15 protein-coding genes and 1 tRNA gene are annotated in these 13,839 nt (G+C 64.8%); 8 read left to right on the top strand and 8 right to left on the bottom strand.

The window, feature by feature from the left end; translation table 11 throughout:
- Nucleotides 1-304 precede the first annotated feature (304 nt).
- The 4 genes from G3446_RS27575 (at nucleotide 305) to G3446_RS28620 (ending at nucleotide 1,739) form a co-directional block, all read left to right on the top strand.
- Nucleotides 305-445 carry a hypothetical protein gene (locus G3446_RS27575; RefSeq protein ID WP_209262283.1) on the top strand — a complete coding sequence of 47 codons (141 nt, stop codon included), beginning with the start codon at nucleotides 305-307 and terminating at the stop codon, nucleotides 443-445.
- 84 nt (nucleotides 446-529) lie between these two features.
- Nucleotides 530-754 (top strand): hypothetical protein, encoded by a 225-nt coding sequence (locus G3446_RS05610; RefSeq protein WP_164451538.1) that lies wholly within the window; start codon nucleotides 530-532, stop codon nucleotides 752-754.
- Nucleotides 755-1,148: 394 nt separating this feature from the next.
- Nucleotides 1,149-1,340: a helix-turn-helix domain-containing protein gene (locus tag G3446_RS28920; protein ID WP_164451536.1), complete on the top strand. Its 192-nt coding sequence runs from the start codon at nucleotides 1,149-1,151 to the stop codon at nucleotides 1,338-1,340.
- Nucleotides 1,341-1,610: 270 nt separating this feature from the next.
- Entirely contained in the window at nucleotides 1,611-1,739 is a 129-nt protein-coding gene (locus G3446_RS28620) for a hypothetical protein (RefSeq protein WP_280818781.1), read from the top strand.
- 201 nt (nucleotides 1,740-1,940) lie between these two features.
- Here the strand turns inward: G3446_RS28620 and G3446_RS27570 are convergent, their stop codons facing one another.
- Nucleotides 1,941-2,135 (bottom strand): hypothetical protein, encoded by a 195-nt coding sequence (locus G3446_RS27570; RefSeq protein ID WP_209262282.1) that lies wholly within the window; start codon nucleotides 2,133-2,135, stop codon nucleotides 1,941-1,943.
- A gap of 358 nt (nucleotides 2,136-2,493) precedes the next feature.
- Between G3446_RS27570 and G3446_RS27565 the strand changes: the two genes are divergently transcribed.
- Nucleotides 2,494-3,228: an IS66 family transposase gene (locus tag G3446_RS27565; protein WP_209262281.1), complete on the top strand. Its 735-nt coding sequence runs from the start codon at nucleotides 2,494-2,496 to the stop codon at nucleotides 3,226-3,228.
- 42 nt (nucleotides 3,229-3,270) lie between these two features.
- Here G3446_RS27565 and G3446_RS05595 read toward each other — a convergent pair.
- From G3446_RS05595 to rpsU, 5 genes are all read right to left on the bottom strand, one after another.
- Nucleotides 3,271-3,346, bottom strand: a tRNA-Ile gene (locus tag G3446_RS05595).
- Between the two features lie 51 nt (nucleotides 3,347-3,397).
- Nucleotides 3,398-5,254 carry an RNA polymerase sigma factor RpoD gene (gene rpoD, locus G3446_RS05590; protein WP_245232328.1) on the bottom strand — a complete coding sequence of 619 codons (1,857 nt, stop codon included), beginning with the start codon at nucleotides 5,252-5,254 and terminating at the stop codon, nucleotides 3,398-3,400.
- 196 nt (nucleotides 5,255-5,450) lie between these two features.
- A complete protein-coding gene (gene dnaG / locus G3446_RS05585) occupies nucleotides 5,451-7,205 on the bottom strand; it encodes a DNA primase (protein ID WP_164451532.1) in 1,755 nt (584 codons plus the stop codon).
- Between the two features lie 32 nt (nucleotides 7,206-7,237).
- Complete coding sequence (locus G3446_RS05580; RefSeq protein WP_164451530.1) at nucleotides 7,238-7,681, bottom strand: GatB/YqeY domain-containing protein; 444 nt, start codon at nucleotides 7,679-7,681, stop codon at nucleotides 7,238-7,240.
- A 224-nt stretch (nucleotides 7,682-7,905) separates the two neighbouring features.
- The gene (rpsU, locus tag G3446_RS05575) at nucleotides 7,906-8,121 is read right to left on the bottom strand and encodes a 30S ribosomal protein S21 (RefSeq protein WP_005220880.1); all 216 of its coding nucleotides are present in this window, start codon (nucleotides 8,119-8,121) and stop codon (nucleotides 7,906-7,908) included.
- Between the two features lie 166 nt (nucleotides 8,122-8,287).
- Between rpsU and tsaD the strand changes: the two genes are divergently transcribed.
- Complete coding sequence (gene tsaD / locus G3446_RS05570) at nucleotides 8,288-9,322, top strand: tRNA (adenosine(37)-N6)-threonylcarbamoyltransferase complex transferase subunit TsaD (RefSeq protein WP_164451526.1); 1,035 nt, start codon at nucleotides 8,288-8,290, stop codon at nucleotides 9,320-9,322.
- Here the strand turns inward: tsaD and G3446_RS05565 are convergent.
- On the bottom strand, nucleotides 9,317-11,089 hold the full coding sequence (locus G3446_RS05565; RefSeq protein ID WP_164451523.1) for a PAS domain-containing sensor histidine kinase: 1,773 nt from the start codon (nucleotides 11,087-11,089) through the stop codon (nucleotides 9,317-9,319). The genes tsaD and G3446_RS05565 overlap by 6 nt on opposite strands.
- Nucleotides 11,090-11,406: 317 nt before the next feature.
- On the opposite strand from G3446_RS05565, the gene G3446_RS05560 reads away from it, so the two are divergent.
- Complete coding sequence (locus G3446_RS05560; RefSeq protein ID WP_164451521.1) at nucleotides 11,407-12,561, top strand: TMEM43 family protein; 1,155 nt, start codon at nucleotides 11,407-11,409, stop codon at nucleotides 12,559-12,561.
- Nucleotides 12,562-12,732: 171 nt separating this feature from the next.
- Here the strand turns inward: G3446_RS05560 and plsY are convergent, their stop codons facing one another.
- On the bottom strand, nucleotides 12,733-13,329 hold the full coding sequence (gene plsY, locus G3446_RS05555) for a glycerol-3-phosphate 1-O-acyltransferase PlsY (protein WP_164451519.1): 597 nt from the start codon (nucleotides 13,327-13,329) through the stop codon (nucleotides 12,733-12,735).
- A 77-nt stretch (nucleotides 13,330-13,406) separates the two neighbouring features.
- Here plsY and G3446_RS05550 point away from each other — a divergent pair, with 77 nt between their 5' ends.
- Nucleotides 13,407-13,766, top strand: coding sequence for a dihydroneopterin aldolase (locus G3446_RS05550; protein ID WP_164451518.1), 360 nt, complete (start codon nucleotides 13,407-13,409; stop codon nucleotides 13,764-13,766).
- Nucleotides 13,767-13,839: the final 73 nt, after the last annotated feature.

Genomic DNA, 13,839 nt, shown 5'->3' with positions numbered 1-13,839 from the left:
CCAACCGCCCGAGGCGTCATCCGCGAACGGCGCCGACACGGAGGTGGAGCTGGCCTACCGTGAGTACTACGGCCAGGATGGGGAGGCGCGCTGATGGTGCTGCAACACGTTGGCCTGACCCACTATCCCCTGGGCAAGGGCACCACCGAGCTGTGGGACGATGGGGCTCTGGCCCGGCTGGGCGAGCGCTTTGCCTGGCTGCTGCACAGCCCCGGCGTGGGGCTGTTGACCGGTGAGGCCGGGGTGGGCAAGACCGCGGCCCTGCGCGCGCTCACGCAGGCGCTCAACCCCCCACCGCTACCAGGTGATCTATCTGGCCGAGACCGACTTCGGGCGTCTGGATCTGTACCGCTCCTTGGCCCTGGCGCTGGGCTTGGAGGGCGCTTACCGCCGCGCCGCCCTGTGGCGTCAGGTCCTGGATCACTTGCTCCGGGCGCTGGTCTGAATGACCGTCACCCGTAACGGAAATTGATCCGTTCGCGTGACGGGTTTTTGCTAGTCTGAGCAGAGACCCAGGGGAGAATGAAAGATGACTGACGACACCACCAGCCTTGTGCTCGAGCACCTGCGCCACATCCGCGCCAAGGTCGATTCCCTGGATGAACGTGTGGGCCGCGTAGAGCTGCGGCTGTCCGTCATCGAGCAGACCCTTGGCGGTCTTTATGCGATGGCTGGCAGTGATCGCGATACTTTGCAGAGCGCTATCCGCCGCATCGAGCGTCTTGAGCAGCGCCTCGATTTGGTGGATCACTGAGACGTCTTGCATCGCCCCGCCCCGGACCCGCCCGCAGTGTTATTCACCTGAGTCGCGCGTATGGGCGCGACCATCACCGACATCCGGAGTGTCGCGTCTGCGCTCGTGATACCCGTCGGGTCGATCCCTCGCCGACGGGACTCGCGCAGGGCGACAACCTTCTCAGCCCGGGCCGTCCCGCTCCGGGTCGCTGCTCCACCTCGAGTAGCGCCGTCGACGCACTCGGGCTGCGCACGACCCTACGACGAATGACTCTACGGCGTGTGTGACTGCGCTCTGCATATTGCCTTCACGACGAAGGACTAACGCCCTTCGCCATTCCGGCAATACGCCCGCGCGCACGCCTACCCGAGACTACCGGCCTCGCGCTTCGCGCTTCCATGGCCGGCAGCGGGTGACGGTTGCTGAAGACGGCGATGGACCGCCCGAGGTCCGCTCGGTCTCGCCCCTGCCTGGCCTGCCCGACCGCGATCGGTGCATCCTCGAGCGCTACCAGGCCGGCGCCTCGAAGCGAGGGATTGCCCGTGAGCTGGGCATCAGCGACGGAACCGTGAGGAACGTCCTCAATCGGCTGGCGGTCGAGTGAGTGCTCCGCGCGAGCATGGGCGCGACGGCTGCCTAGATGGGGTAGCGTTCGGCGACCCCGAGTGCTCCGCGCGGGCTTGGGCGAGGCTTCGCAAGGGTCGGATTTGAAATCCGATCCTTCGCCGAAAGTTCCCCCAGGGTTCCCCGATTTCGGGAGACTTCCTTGGGATGTAACTTCTCAACAAGTCGTGGCGGTCGCGGGGTGGTGGTGCGTTACCATGGCGTTAGACACCCTGCTTCCTTGCCCTGACTTGTCTCGAATAGCCCTGCTGTGATCGACCTGCCTGACATCCCCGCCACGGAGCGCACGCCGCTCGTCGAGCAGCTGCTGGGGCTGATCGAGACGTTGGCCGAGAAGACGCAGCAGCAGGCCGAGACCATCCAACAGCTGCGCAATTAGATTGCCATCCTGAAGGGCGAGCAAGGCAAGCCGCGCTTCAAGCCCCGCGGGATGGAGCAGCCGGATGATCGCAAGCGCAACGGTGACGGGACCTCAGGCGGTGGTGGCAAGCGCGCAGGCTCGCGCAAGCGCTCCAAGACCGCGCAGCTGCGCATTCACGAAGAGCGCCGCGTTCCGCCAACTCAGCCGCTGCCGCCGGGCTCACGCTTGAAGGGCGATCGCGATGTTGTCGTCCAGGATCTCAAGATCGCGGCGCAGAACATCCGCTATCGTCTTGAAGTCTGGCAAACCCCGCAGGGTGAGTGGCTGTGCGGTGAGCTTCCGAGCGCGCTGCAGGGTGGTCACTTCGGCACGGGGCTGCGTGCCTACCTGCTCTACCACTATCATCACTGTCATGTCACGCAGCCGCTGCTGCGCGATCAGCTGCTCGCATGGGTCATCGATGTCTCGGTCGGGCAGATCGATGCCTTGCTCAGCGGGCGCAACGAGGGCCTCTTTGCCGAGAAAGATGCCCTCCTCGACGTCGGCCTGGAGGTCAGCGCCTCCATCACGGTCGATGACTCAGGGGCACGCCACCAGGGGCGCAACGGCGACGTCACGCAGATCGGCAATGATCTCTTTGCCTGGTTCAGCAGCACCGACAGCAAGCGCCGGATCAACTTTCTCACGCTGCTGCAGGGCGGTGATTGCCGCTACCATTGCGACGAGGAGGCCGCGGCGTATTGGCATACGCAGGGGCTGCCCCGGGCGATGCGTGAGGCCTTGGCGGGCCTCACCCATCTGCGCGCTCACCACGACGCAAGACTGGGAGAAGCACCTCAGCGACCTGGGCATCACCCAAGAGCGCCACCAGCGCATCGCCACCGAGGGCGCCTTGCTCGCAGGCGTCTTGGCCAAGGGCCTCTCCCGCGAGCTGGTCATCGTCAGCGACGGGGCCGGGCAGTTCGCCATCCTGCTGCATGCTCTGTGCTGGGTGCATGCCGAGCGCCTCATTCACAAGCTCATCCCGCTCAATGAGCGCCAGCGCGCCGACCAGCAGCGCGTGCGCGATCAGATCTGGACGCTCTACGCCGACCTCAAGGCGTACCAACGCGCCCCCGATCCTGCGGCCATCGCGCCGCTGCGCGCACGCTTCGAGGCGATCTTCACCCAGAAGACTTCCTCCGCCACCCTCAACCGGACCTTGAAGCGCCTGCATCGCCACCAAAGCGAGCTGCTGCTGGTGCTGTTGCGCCCGGACATCCCACTGCACACCAACGGCAGTGAGAACGATATCCGCGGCGACGTCAAATGGCGCAAGATCGGCGGCGGGACACGCAGCACGCTCGGGCAGCGCTGCCGCGATACCTTCGCCAGCCTGAAGACGACCTGCCGCAAGCTGGGCATCTCCTTCTGGGACTATCTCAACGACCGCATCGAGCAAACCGGCACCATTCCGCCCCTGCCGGACATCATCCGTGAGCGGGCGGCCGCTGCCGCCGTGCCGTGACTTATTGAGAAGTTACCTTGGGATCTCGTAAGCATTTGAATTTGGTGGGCCGTGTAGGATTCGAACCTACGACCAAGGGATTATGAGTCCCCTGCTCTAACCGCTGAGCTAACGGCCCCGAGGAGGAAGGTGGTGGAGGTCAGGCGCCGTCCGTGGCGTCGAGATGCGCTCAGTCGCTGTCGAGGAAGCTGCGGAGCTTTTCGGAGCGGGTTGGGTGGCGCAGCTTGCGAAGCGCCTTGGCTTCGATTTGACGGATACGCTCGCGGGTGACGTCGAATTGCTTGCCGACCTCTTCGAGGGTGTGATCTGTATTCATGTCGATACCGAAGCGCATGCGCAGGACCTTGGCCTCGCGGGAAGTGAGGCTCGCGAGCATGTTCTGTGTCGCCTCCCGAAGGCCCTCGGCCGTCGCGGAATCAACGGGAGAGATCACACCGGCGTCTTCGATGAAGTCGCCGAGATGCGAGTCTTCGTCGTCGCCAATCGGCGTCTCCATGGAGATCGGCTCCTTGGCGATCTTGAGGACCTTGCGGACTTTGTCCTCGGGCATTTCCATCCGCTCGGCAAGCTCCTCCGGGGTCGCCTCGCGGCCCATCTCTTGGATCATCTGCCGGGATATTCGGTTGAGCTTGTTGATGGTCTCGATCATGTGCACCGGGATACGGATGGTGCGCGCCTGGTCGGCGATCGAGCGCGTGATGGCCTGACGAATCCACCAGGTGGCATAGGTCGAGAATTTGTAGCCGCGGCGATACTCGAACTTATCCACCGCCTTCATGAGGCCGATGTTGCCCTCCTGGATGAGATCCAGGAATTGCAGCCCGCGGTTGGTATACTTTTTGGCGATGGAGATCACCAGACGCAGGTTCGCCTCGACCATTTCCTTCTTGGCGCGGCGTGCCTTGGCCTCACCAATCGACATCTTACGGTTGACTTCCTTGATCTCGCCGATGGTGAGAATGTTCTCCTTCTCGACTTCCTGCAGCTTGCGCTGGGCCCGCCGAATGTCAGAGGCGACATCGGCCAGGCGGGTGGCGTAGGGCTTACCGCATTCGAGCTGCTGGTCCAGCCACTGCGGGCTGGTCTCGTTGTCGGGAAAGGTCTCGATGAAATCGCGGCGCGGCATGCCGGCTTGATCGACACAGAGCCCCATGATGACGCGCTCTTGCGTCCGGATACGCACGATCGTTCCGCGCAGGAGCTCCGCAAGCTCCAGGAAGACCGGCGCGACCAGCTTGAACTGAAGGAAGATCTCCGAGACGGCGGCCATGGCCTCGCGAGAGCGCTCGTCGTCGCGGCCGTACTCTTCGAGTGCCGCTTTGAGCACGGCATAACGCTCACGCAGCAGGTTGGCCCGACGCGCGGCATCTTCCGGATCCGGGCCTGTATCGACCTCCGCCTCCGTATCATCGTCATCGTCGCTGTCATCGTCCGAGTCGGCCTCCAGCCCGGACTTTTCAGACGCGGTCTCGGCAGCCGGCCGCGCCGCCGGGGCCGGAACGGGCTGATCGTCCTCGCCGTCATTGAAGCCGGAGATGACGTCCGTCAAGCGCGTCTCTTCACGGTCGACACGGTCGAAGATCTCGATCAGCTTTTCGATCGAGCGCGGGTACACCGACAGGGCAGACAACACCTGGTTGAGTCCGTCTTCGATGCGCTTGGCGATCATGAGCTCGCCTTCGCGCGTCAGCAACTCGACCGTGCCCATTTCCCGCATGTACATGCGCACGGGGTCGGTCGTGCGACCGAACTCGCTGTCGACGGTCGCCAAGGCGGCAGCCGCAGCCTCGGCGGCTTCGTCATCCGAGACGGCGCTATCGCTCAGGGTCTGATCGACGACGTCGGGAGCAGTCTCTTGGACCATGATCCCCATATCGTTGATCATGCGGACGATGTCTTCGATCTGGTCAGTCTCGACGATGCCGGGCGGGAGATGGTCGTTGACCTCGGTGTAGGTCAGATAGCCCTGCTCTTTGCCCTTGGCGATCAGTTGCTTCAGTTGAGACTGTTGCTGTTCTTGATCCATGAGGTACCTTGACTCAGTGCTGCGGAAGTCAGCCCGAAAGCAAACCTCGCATTTTAGCATTACGCGCTGCGAAAGTCTCGCGCGAAAGTGAAATCCTGTCGTCTCGTCTGCGAATCGGCGCATATTAGCGGCCGTCGATTTTGCACACAGAGAATAGATAGACGAAATCATGACAAATGCCAGTGATGCCATCGTTTCAAGGCGTTTCGTCCCCGGGCTCGCGTGCGCTGTCACCCTGCCGCTGGACACGGGCGCGCTCTTCGACCGACCACTCCATGACGCTGCGCTGATTGAAGGCCTGGCGCCATTCGAGCTTTCGCGTCTCCGCGCTGAGGCGATCGATCGCCCCGATCAGCTCCGCCTCCAGATCTCCTTCGGCGATGTCCGACAGATAGGGATGCACGCTAATCTGCTGCAGATAGCCGAAATGCGGATGGTCGCGCCAGCGCTCCAAGAGCGCGGCCTTGGTGATCTCCGGCCGCTCTAAGAGCATGTCGACCAAGGGCCGCAAGACATCAGCGCCAGGACTCGTCGAGCGCCGCCAAGTCGCGTCCTGCTGGCTGACGATGGGACCGAGCCGCGGGTTGTCGAGCAGCAAGGCGATCGCCTTCGCGACGAGACTGAGCGGAGCCGGCAGCGACTGACGCGCCGACCTGCCCGGGCGCCTCGACCGCGGCCGCGCCGACGCCCCCGGCGACACGCCTTTCAGCATCGCGATCCGCTCGAGCGCAAGGTCACGGTAGATCCCCGCCGGCATCTCGCTCGCCAGCTCCTGGGCCTGACTCGCGACCCGCTTCCTGCCGTCGCTGCTCGCCATGTCGCCATGCTCGGCGAGACGATCGAACAGGAAATCGGACAAGGATTGCGCGCTGGCCATGAGCGCTGTGAAGCCGTCACGGCCGAGGCGTCGAACCAGAGTGTCGGGATCTTCGCCTTCGGGTAGAAACAGGAATCGAATCAGCTGATGCCCCGAGGCTAGCGGCAAGGCGATCTGCAACGCCTTCCAAGCGGCATCCCGACCCGCGCGGTCCCCGTCGAAGCAAAAGACGATCTCAGGGGCCGTCTTCAGCAGTTGCTTTAGATGATCGGCAGTCGTCGCGGTTCCCAGGGTCGCGACAGCGCTCGTCAGACCGAACTGAGCGAGGGCGATCACGTCCATGTAGCCTTCGACGATGACGAGCGAGGCAAGCTTGCGATTGCTCCGCAGCGCCTCGAAAAGCCCGTAGAGCTCGCGCCCCTTGTGAAAGATGGGCGTCTCGGGCGAGTTCAGATACTTGGGCTTGCCCTCACCCAGCAGCCGGCCGCCGAAACCGATCACGCGTCCGCGCCGGTCGCGAATCGGGAAGACGATGCGATCGCGAAAACGATCGTAGCGTCGCCCGTCCTGCTCGGCGATCAGCCCGCACTCGAGGAGCCGAGCCTGCTCGCCCGGACCGCGCCCAAGCCGCTCTAGGAGGAAGCTCCAGCCAGGTGGCGCATAGCCGAGCCCGAAATCCCCGGCGATCTCGCCACTCACCCCCCGCTGCTTGAGGTATTCGACGGCACGATTGGCCTGCGGATGCTCCCGGAGCTGGCGGCGATAGAGCGCGGCCGCCTTCTCCACCAGGGCATAGAGTGGTGCCTGAGTCGGCGTCTTGACGAACTGCTCGCTCCGCGTCGGCACCTGCATGCCAGCGCGTAGCGCGAGCTCTTCGACCGCCTCGGGAAAGGCGAGGTGGTCGTGCTCCATGAGAAAGCCGATGGCCGTCCCGTGTGCGCCACAGCCGAAACAGTGATAGAACTGCTTGTCGGGGCTGACGGTGAAGGAAGGCGTCTTTTCGTCGTGGAAGGGACAGCGCGCCTGGTAATCCTTACCTGCCTTGCGAAGCTGGATGCGCGAGCCGACGACCTCGACGATGTCGCTTCGCGCCAAGAGGTCGTCGATGAATTCGGATGGGATTTTGCCTGCCATTAAGGGCGCAAGCGGCAACGTCCGAAGGCGACTCAGCCCCCTAGACGCCGTCTGACGAGTGCGCTCACGGCACCCATGTCGGCGCGGCCCTGCACCTTGGGTCGCAGCACGCCCATGACCTTCCCCATGTCGCGCATTTCGGAGGCACCGGCCTCGACGACCGCCGCTTCGACCAGGGCGCTCAGCTCCGACTCGGACAACGCCTCGGGAAGATAGGCCTGGATGACACCGACCTCGAACCGCTCGACCTCGGCCAGGTCGTTGCGGCCCGCGCTATCGTATTGCGCGATGGAATCCCGACGCTGCTTCACCATCTTGTCGAGAACGGCGAGCACCTGGGCGTCGTCCAGTTCGATGCGCTCATCGACTTCGCGCTGTTTGATGGCCGCCATGATCAGCCGGATGACACCGAGCTTGTCTTTCTCGCCCGCGCGCATCGCGGCCTTCATGTCATCTTGAATTTGCTGCTTCAGCATGGATCGAAGGCTTTCCTATTGAAGTTGCCGAAGGCGATTCGAGTCCGCGCCTAGATCGCAGCGGCACCCGGTTGCCCGGAGCGCGAGCCGCAACGGGCCAAGGGCCTTCTTGCGAGGTCCGACGCCTGCCGAACGGACCCGCGCGCAGCCAAGGCCTCGATACCAGATCGCAGCCCTAGGCATGCGATTGTGCACGAAACCTCGGCGCGGTTGGCGAGCCGGCCTCAGTAGGGGCGCTCCCAACGGCGAGCTTCGCGCTGCAGCTTCTTCTGATGGCGCTTGACGGCGGCGGCCTTCTTACGCTTCCGCTCGGACGTGGGCTTCTCGTAGAACTCACGGCGTCGGACCTCGGCCAGCACACCTGCCTTCTCGCAGGAGCGCTTGAAACGCCGCATGGCGACCTCGAATGGCTCATTTTCTTTGACGCGAACGCTGGGCATAGAAAATCCCTTGATCTCTCCGGTTGAGGTGAACGAAAGGTAAAAGATCCCCAAGTATAGCGCGACGCAGACGGATGTTGCAAAAGCGAATATGATGCCGACCGCTGTAGCCCATCACCGAACGACGAATCACCAGTCACCGACACCACGATCATCTAGAGAAACCATGCGAGTACTCGGCATCGAAACCTCTTGCGACGAGACCGGCGTCGCCATCTTCGACGACCAGCATGGCCTCATGGCCCACGCGGTCTACAGCCAAGTGGACATCCATGCGGAATACGGCGGTGTCGTCCCGGAGCTCGCCTCGCGCGACCACATCCGCAAGACGCTTCCCCTCATTCGGCAAGTGCTCGCGGAAGCCCATCTGGATGCGGGCGAGATCGATGGTGTTGCCTACACCGCCGGTCCCGGACTGATCGGCGCCCTCCTGGTCGGATCGGCGATCGGGCGCAGCCTCGCTTGGGGATGGCAGGTGCCGGCCATCGGCGTCCATCACATGGAGGGCCACCTCCTCGCCCCGCTGCTCGAGGAGCCAGCCCCGGAGCTGCCCTTCATCGCCTTGCTGGTCTCCGGCGGGCACACGCAATTGGTCGACGTCACCGAGATCGGGCGCTACCGCATCCTCGGCGAGTCCCTCGACGACGCGGCTGGAGAGGCCTTCGACAAGACCGCCAAGCTCTTGGAGCTGCCCTATCCCGGCGGCCCGGAGCTTGCGAAGCTGGCAGAGCGCGGAGATCCGCAGCGCTTCCGCTTCCCGCGGCCGATGACCGACCGCCCAGGCCTAGACTTCAGCTTCAGCGGTCTCAAGACCTTCGCCCTCAATACCCTCAACACCGCGCTTGCCGACGAAACGGATCCAAGCCGAACGCGCGCCGATGTCGCTCGCGCCTTCGAGGAGGCCGTCGTCGACACCCTGGTGATCAAGTGCCGCCGCGCGCTGCGGGAAACTGGCCGAAAACGCTTGATCCTCGCGGGCGGCGTCAGCGCCAATCGACGCCTGCGCGAGCGCATGACCGCTGCCATCGCCGCCGAAGGCGGGGAAACCTTCTACCCGCCGCCGAGCCTGTGCACGGACAACGGCGCAATGATCGCCTTCACCGGCTACCAGCGCCTGCGCGCGGGCCAGCACGAGCCGCTCATCTTCAAGCCAAGAGCCCGCTGGTCGATGGGCGACCTGGCTCCAGTCACGCGCTCATGAGGGCTCGCTGCCACTGAAGTCCATCAGGTCGTCGTTCAAGGCGATGGGCAGCGTCAGATGGAAGGCCGCGCCTTCGGCCGGTGCCGGCTCGGCCCAGAGACGCCCGCCATGCCCCTCGGCGATCGCCCGACTGATGGCGAGCCCCAGCCCCAAGCTCGAGTCGTTGGTCGACTCGAAGATGTCGAAGATGGCCTCGTGGCGCCCCTCGGGCAAGCCAGGCCCCGTATCCCGAACGATGAGCTCGATCTCGCGCTCGGCGACGATGACGTCCAGGGTCACTTCGCGTCTAGCGCAATTCGCCGCGTCGATCGCCTGCACCGCATTGCAGATCAGATTGACCAGCACCTGCTCGATCTGCACCGGATCCGTCTCGACCAGCGGCAGCCCGCTCGGCGCATTCATCCGCAGATCGACCTTGAGATCGGAAGCGAACCACAGCGTCAGCTCGAAGGCGCGCTTGAGGACCTGATCGAGCGACACCGCGACCTTGTACATCTTGCGCCCGCGCAGGAAGGCCCGCAGCCGTTCCATGATGTCCCCAGCGCGATGCACCTGGTCGTCGATACGGCGGATGACCTCGACGAGCCGATCGGGATTCGCCGCCGGGCCCTGCGCCAGCTGGATCGCCGCGCTGCAGTAGAAGCCCGCGGAGCTCAACGGCTGCAGAAGCTCGTGGATCAGCGAGGAGGCGAGGATTCCGACCGCGTTCAGTCGCGCCACCTGGGCCAGCGCATCACGCGCCCGCCGCGCCTCCTCTTCCGCCAGCCGCCGCTCGGTGATCTCCAAGTAGGCGACCACGGCGCCCTCCTGATCCCCCTCGAGCGGAAGCACGCGCATCAGGAACCAGCGCCGCCCCTGGGGCGTTTCACAGGGGTGCTCGAGGCTGAAGGCAGGGCGCTTGCGCTGAATGACGTCGCGAATCCCCCTGGCGGCGCTCAGGACCTCGTCGCTCGGCTGGTCGCCTTCCCAAGTGCAAGCGCCCTCCGCATTGAGACCGAGCGCCTGACGCAGCGAATCCGAGACACCCTGCTCTTCCGAGAAGTCTCGCCAAGCGCGATTGCTCGCGATCAGTCGCCCGTCCTGATCCAAGACGGCGATTTGCGACGGCAAGGCATCCAGCACCGACTGCCGCAGCCGGTCGCCTGCGAGGCGTTGCCGCTCGGATTCGTGCTCCGTCGAAATATCAAGCATGACACTCAAACACTCAGGACCCGTGACGCCGTCGCGACGGATCGAGCAGAGTCGAGCCACGCGCGTCGGCACGGAGTCACACAGATGCAAAACCATTTCGCAGACCGCTGGCGGCGACGCTGAGTCATCGAAGACCTGACGCAAATGCGCGCTGAAATCGCCGCTCTGACCATCGGCGATGAAGCGTCTGAAGGGCCAGCCCTCGAGCTGGGCCTTCGATTTGCCGAGCAATGTCGCGGCGGTGAGATTCGCCCCGCGCACCAGACCTCGCCGACTCAAGACGACGTAGCCCACGGGGGCCTCCTCGAACAGCCGCGCATAATGATCGCGCGAGACCCGCAAGGCGGCCTGGGTCTCTCGCAATGCGCGGCTCTGCAGCTCGAGCTCGACCTCATGGGTGCGCAGCGCAAGCATCAGACAACGCTGCGCATCATTGGCGTCGCACGCCGCATCCAACGAGGACATGAGCCGCTGGAACTGCGCTTCCAGCGCATCGCGATCGAGCCCTAGCAGCGCACCCTCCTCAGAGATCCGAAGCCCTCGCGGCGCTCCACGCCCCCGCCCTTCCCCCGTCATCGCCATCTCCGCCATGAAGCGAACATCAAGAGCCCTCGCATTTTGGTGCCTGTCGCATTGGAGCGCGCGCCTCCGAGCTCAGGGCTCAGGTTTGCGGAAAGCGCACAGGGACTGCATTATCTTTCGGCATTCGAGGCCGAAGGTCTAGGCAATCGCCGAATCACGGGCAATGCCCATCCGCTCAGCGCCCGCCGCCGGGGCGGCGCGCGGACTCAAGCGCGTCCGAATGTTGGACGACAGCCTGCAAAGGGATGCGCCGCAACGGCACGATCGACTCCGGACTATAGCCAATTGCTTATCTGACAAGGAGCATTCACATGGCCGACACCTTCACCGAGACCACGACAAGATCTTGGTCGAGCCGGATCGGCGGATCTTTCAAGGGCATTCTGTTCGGCTTGGTCCTGATCGCCGTCTCCTTTCCGCTCTTATGGTGGAACGAGGGCCGCGCCATCGATCGCGCCAAGACCTTGGCTGCCGGGCGGGACGCCGTCGTCTCGATCACGCCCAGTCCGATCGATCCGGCCAATGAGGGCGCGCTCGTCCATCTGAGCGGCCTGGCGACGACGCGCGATCAGCTGTCGGATGACGTCTTCGGAGTGTCCGCTCGCGCCATCAAGCTCAAACGCTCGGTCGAGATGTACCAATGGACCGAGGAGCAGGGCTCCAAGACGACCAAGAACCTCGGAGGAAGCGAGACGACGGAGACGACCTACAGCTACGAGCGGCGGTGGTCCGACACCTGGGTCGATTCCTCGCGGTTCCGCCAGCCCAGCGGGCACGAGAATCCGGCGTCGATGCCCTATGAGTCGCAGACTGCGCAGGCCGCTCGCGTCACCCTCGGCGCATTCGCGCTCGCGGCGCGCTTCGTCTCGCAAATGGATGCCTTCGAGCCCTTGAATGTCGCCATGTCCGACCGAGTCCCTGCAGGCTTCAGCAGCCATGCGGGCGGCTACTATCGGGGCAGCCCCGCGTCGCCTCAGATCGGGGACATCCGCGTCGCCTTCGCCGTCGTCGACCCGATGGATGTGAGCGCCATCGGTCGTCAGCGCGGCGACGCCATTACGACCGCTACCATGGCGCGCGGGAGCATCGCCTTGCTGGAGCCCGGCTTGGTCGATGCCGACGCCATGTTCGACAAAGCGGAAACGGCGAATCGCATCCTCACCTGGCTGGCTCGCCTCGGCGGCGTCCTGCTCATGTGGCTGGGCTTCGCCCTGGTGCTGGGACCGCTGAAGGTCTTGGCGGACGTGGTGCCCTTCATCGGTACGCTCGTCGGCGCGGGAACCGGCTTCATCGCCGCCCTGCTCGCCCTGGCGCTGGGCCTGATCACCATCGCCGTCGCCTGGGTCTTCTACCGGCCCATCCTCGCCGCAATCCTGCTCGGCGGCGCCGTGATCGCGATCCTGGCGGCTCTGTTCAGGGCCCGTCGCACCACGCCTCAGCCACCACCGCCGCCTCAAGCGACCTAGGCCGCGCCTCGCGGCGCCGGGCAGCCGGTGCCGCTCGAGCGGTGAATGGATGCCAGGGCGATAGAGCACATCCCGCGGCGAGCCCTGGTATCAGGGGCACCCTGAGGACAGATCGACTGTGCGACGGCCGCCACTCCTGCGCGCCGCGATGGACCGGCGCCCGGGTCGCCCTCAATCCGGCTTGGCCGCGATCCGATCCTCGGTGCCAGCGAGCAGGTTGCGAATGTTGCTGCGATGGCGCCAGATGAGCAGGCCCGTGATGACGAGCTGCATCCCGAGAAGGGGCTTTTCGGGCCAGAACAGCCAGACGAAGCCAGGCGCCAAGGCCATGGAGATCAAGCCGGACAGCGATGAGATCTTGAGCACCTTGGCGACGAAGAGCCAGACGGCCGCGACGCAGAGACCGATGGGCCAGTAGAGCCCCAACTGCACGCCCAGCGCGGTCGCAACGCCCTTGCCGCCACGGAAGCCGAAGAAGACCGGGTAGAGGTGCCCGATGAAGGCGGCAAGGCCGATACCGGCCAGCACGCCTGGCCCCATGCCGAGCGCATGTCCGACCAACATGGGAATCAGCCCCTTCAGGCTGTCCCCGATCAAGGTGATGGCGGCCGGCTTCTTGCCGCCGATGCGCATGACGTTGGTGGCGCCCGGGTTGTTCGACCCCTGGGTGCGCGGATCCGGTAGCCCCATGAGTCGGCACACGATGATGGCGCTGGAGACCGAGCCCAGCAGGTAGGCGGCGATGATGAGGAGGATGGCTATAGTCATGGGCGGCAATTGGACCCGTGAACCCGCTTCAGGTCAAGATAGGCCGAGCACATCGCTTGACTCCCTGAGGGCTCAACATGGACATCGTCTACATCCGCGGTCTCATGATCGAGACGACCATCGGCATCCACGATTGGGAGAAGAAGATTCGTCGCCCGGTCATTCTCGATATCGAAATGGCCAGCGACATCGCGCGGGCCGCAGCCACGGATCGCATCGAGGAGGCACTCGACTATAATGCCGTGACCAAGCGCCTGACCCAGGAGGTCTCCGCCAACAGGTTCGAGCTGGTCGAGACCCTCGCGGAGCGATGCGCCGCCATCCTGCGCGATGAGCACGGCGTTCCCTGGGTGCGTCTCAGCCTCAACAAGCCGGGCGCAGTCGGCGAGGGCGTCGACGTCGGGGTCGTGATCGAGCGCGGCACGAAGCCCGACTGAAGGGCATGCCAAGGCGACGCCAGCGCCAGCGACTCGCCTGCATCGGGCGCAGCGTGGCGGCGGTGTCTTCGCG

Origin of the sequence: Thiorhodococcus minor, from assembly GCF_010820565.1 — a bacterium.
GTDB classification, from domain to species: Bacteria; Pseudomonadota; Gammaproteobacteria; order Chromatiales; family Chromatiaceae; genus Thiorhodococcus; species Thiorhodococcus minor.
This window is presented reverse-complemented; position numbering and strand designations above follow the sequence as displayed.

Excerpts from the sequence above, each read along its gene's own strand:
- G3446_RS05610 (WP_164451538.1), top strand. The coding sequence starts at position 530 with ATGACTGACGACACCACCAGCCTTGTGCTCGAGCACCTGCGCCACATC.
- G3446_RS27570 (WP_209262282.1), bottom strand. The coding sequence starts at position 2,135 with ATGACAGTGATGATAGTGGTAGAGCAGGTAGGCACGCAGCCCCGTGCC.
- rpoD (WP_245232328.1), bottom strand. The coding sequence starts at position 5,254 with ATGGATCAAGAACAGCAACAGTCTCAACTGAAGCAACTGATCGCCAAG.
- dnaG (WP_164451532.1), bottom strand. The coding sequence starts at position 7,205 with ATGGCAGGCAAAATCCCATCCGAATTCATCGACGACCTCTTGGCGCGA.
- G3446_RS05580 (WP_164451530.1), bottom strand. The coding sequence starts at position 7,681 with ATGCTGAAGCAGCAAATTCAAGATGACATGAAGGCCGCGATGCGCGCG.
- rpsU (WP_005220880.1), bottom strand. The coding sequence starts at position 8,121 with ATGCCCAGCGTTCGCGTCAAAGAAAATGAGCCATTCGAGGTCGCCATG.
- tsaD (WP_164451526.1), top strand. The coding sequence starts at position 8,288 with ATGCGAGTACTCGGCATCGAAACCTCTTGCGACGAGACCGGCGTCGCC.
- G3446_RS05565 (WP_164451523.1), bottom strand. The coding sequence starts at position 11,089 with ATGACGGGGGAAGGGCGGGGGCGTGGAGCGCCGCGAGGGCTTCGGATC.
- G3446_RS05560 (WP_164451521.1), top strand. The coding sequence starts at position 11,407 with ATGGCCGACACCTTCACCGAGACCACGACAAGATCTTGGTCGAGCCGG.
- plsY (WP_164451519.1), bottom strand. The coding sequence starts at position 13,329 with ATGACTATAGCCATCCTCCTCATCATCGCCGCCTACCTGCTGGGCTCG.
- G3446_RS05550 (WP_164451518.1), top strand. The coding sequence starts at position 13,407 with ATGGACATCGTCTACATCCGCGGTCTCATGATCGAGACGACCATCGGC.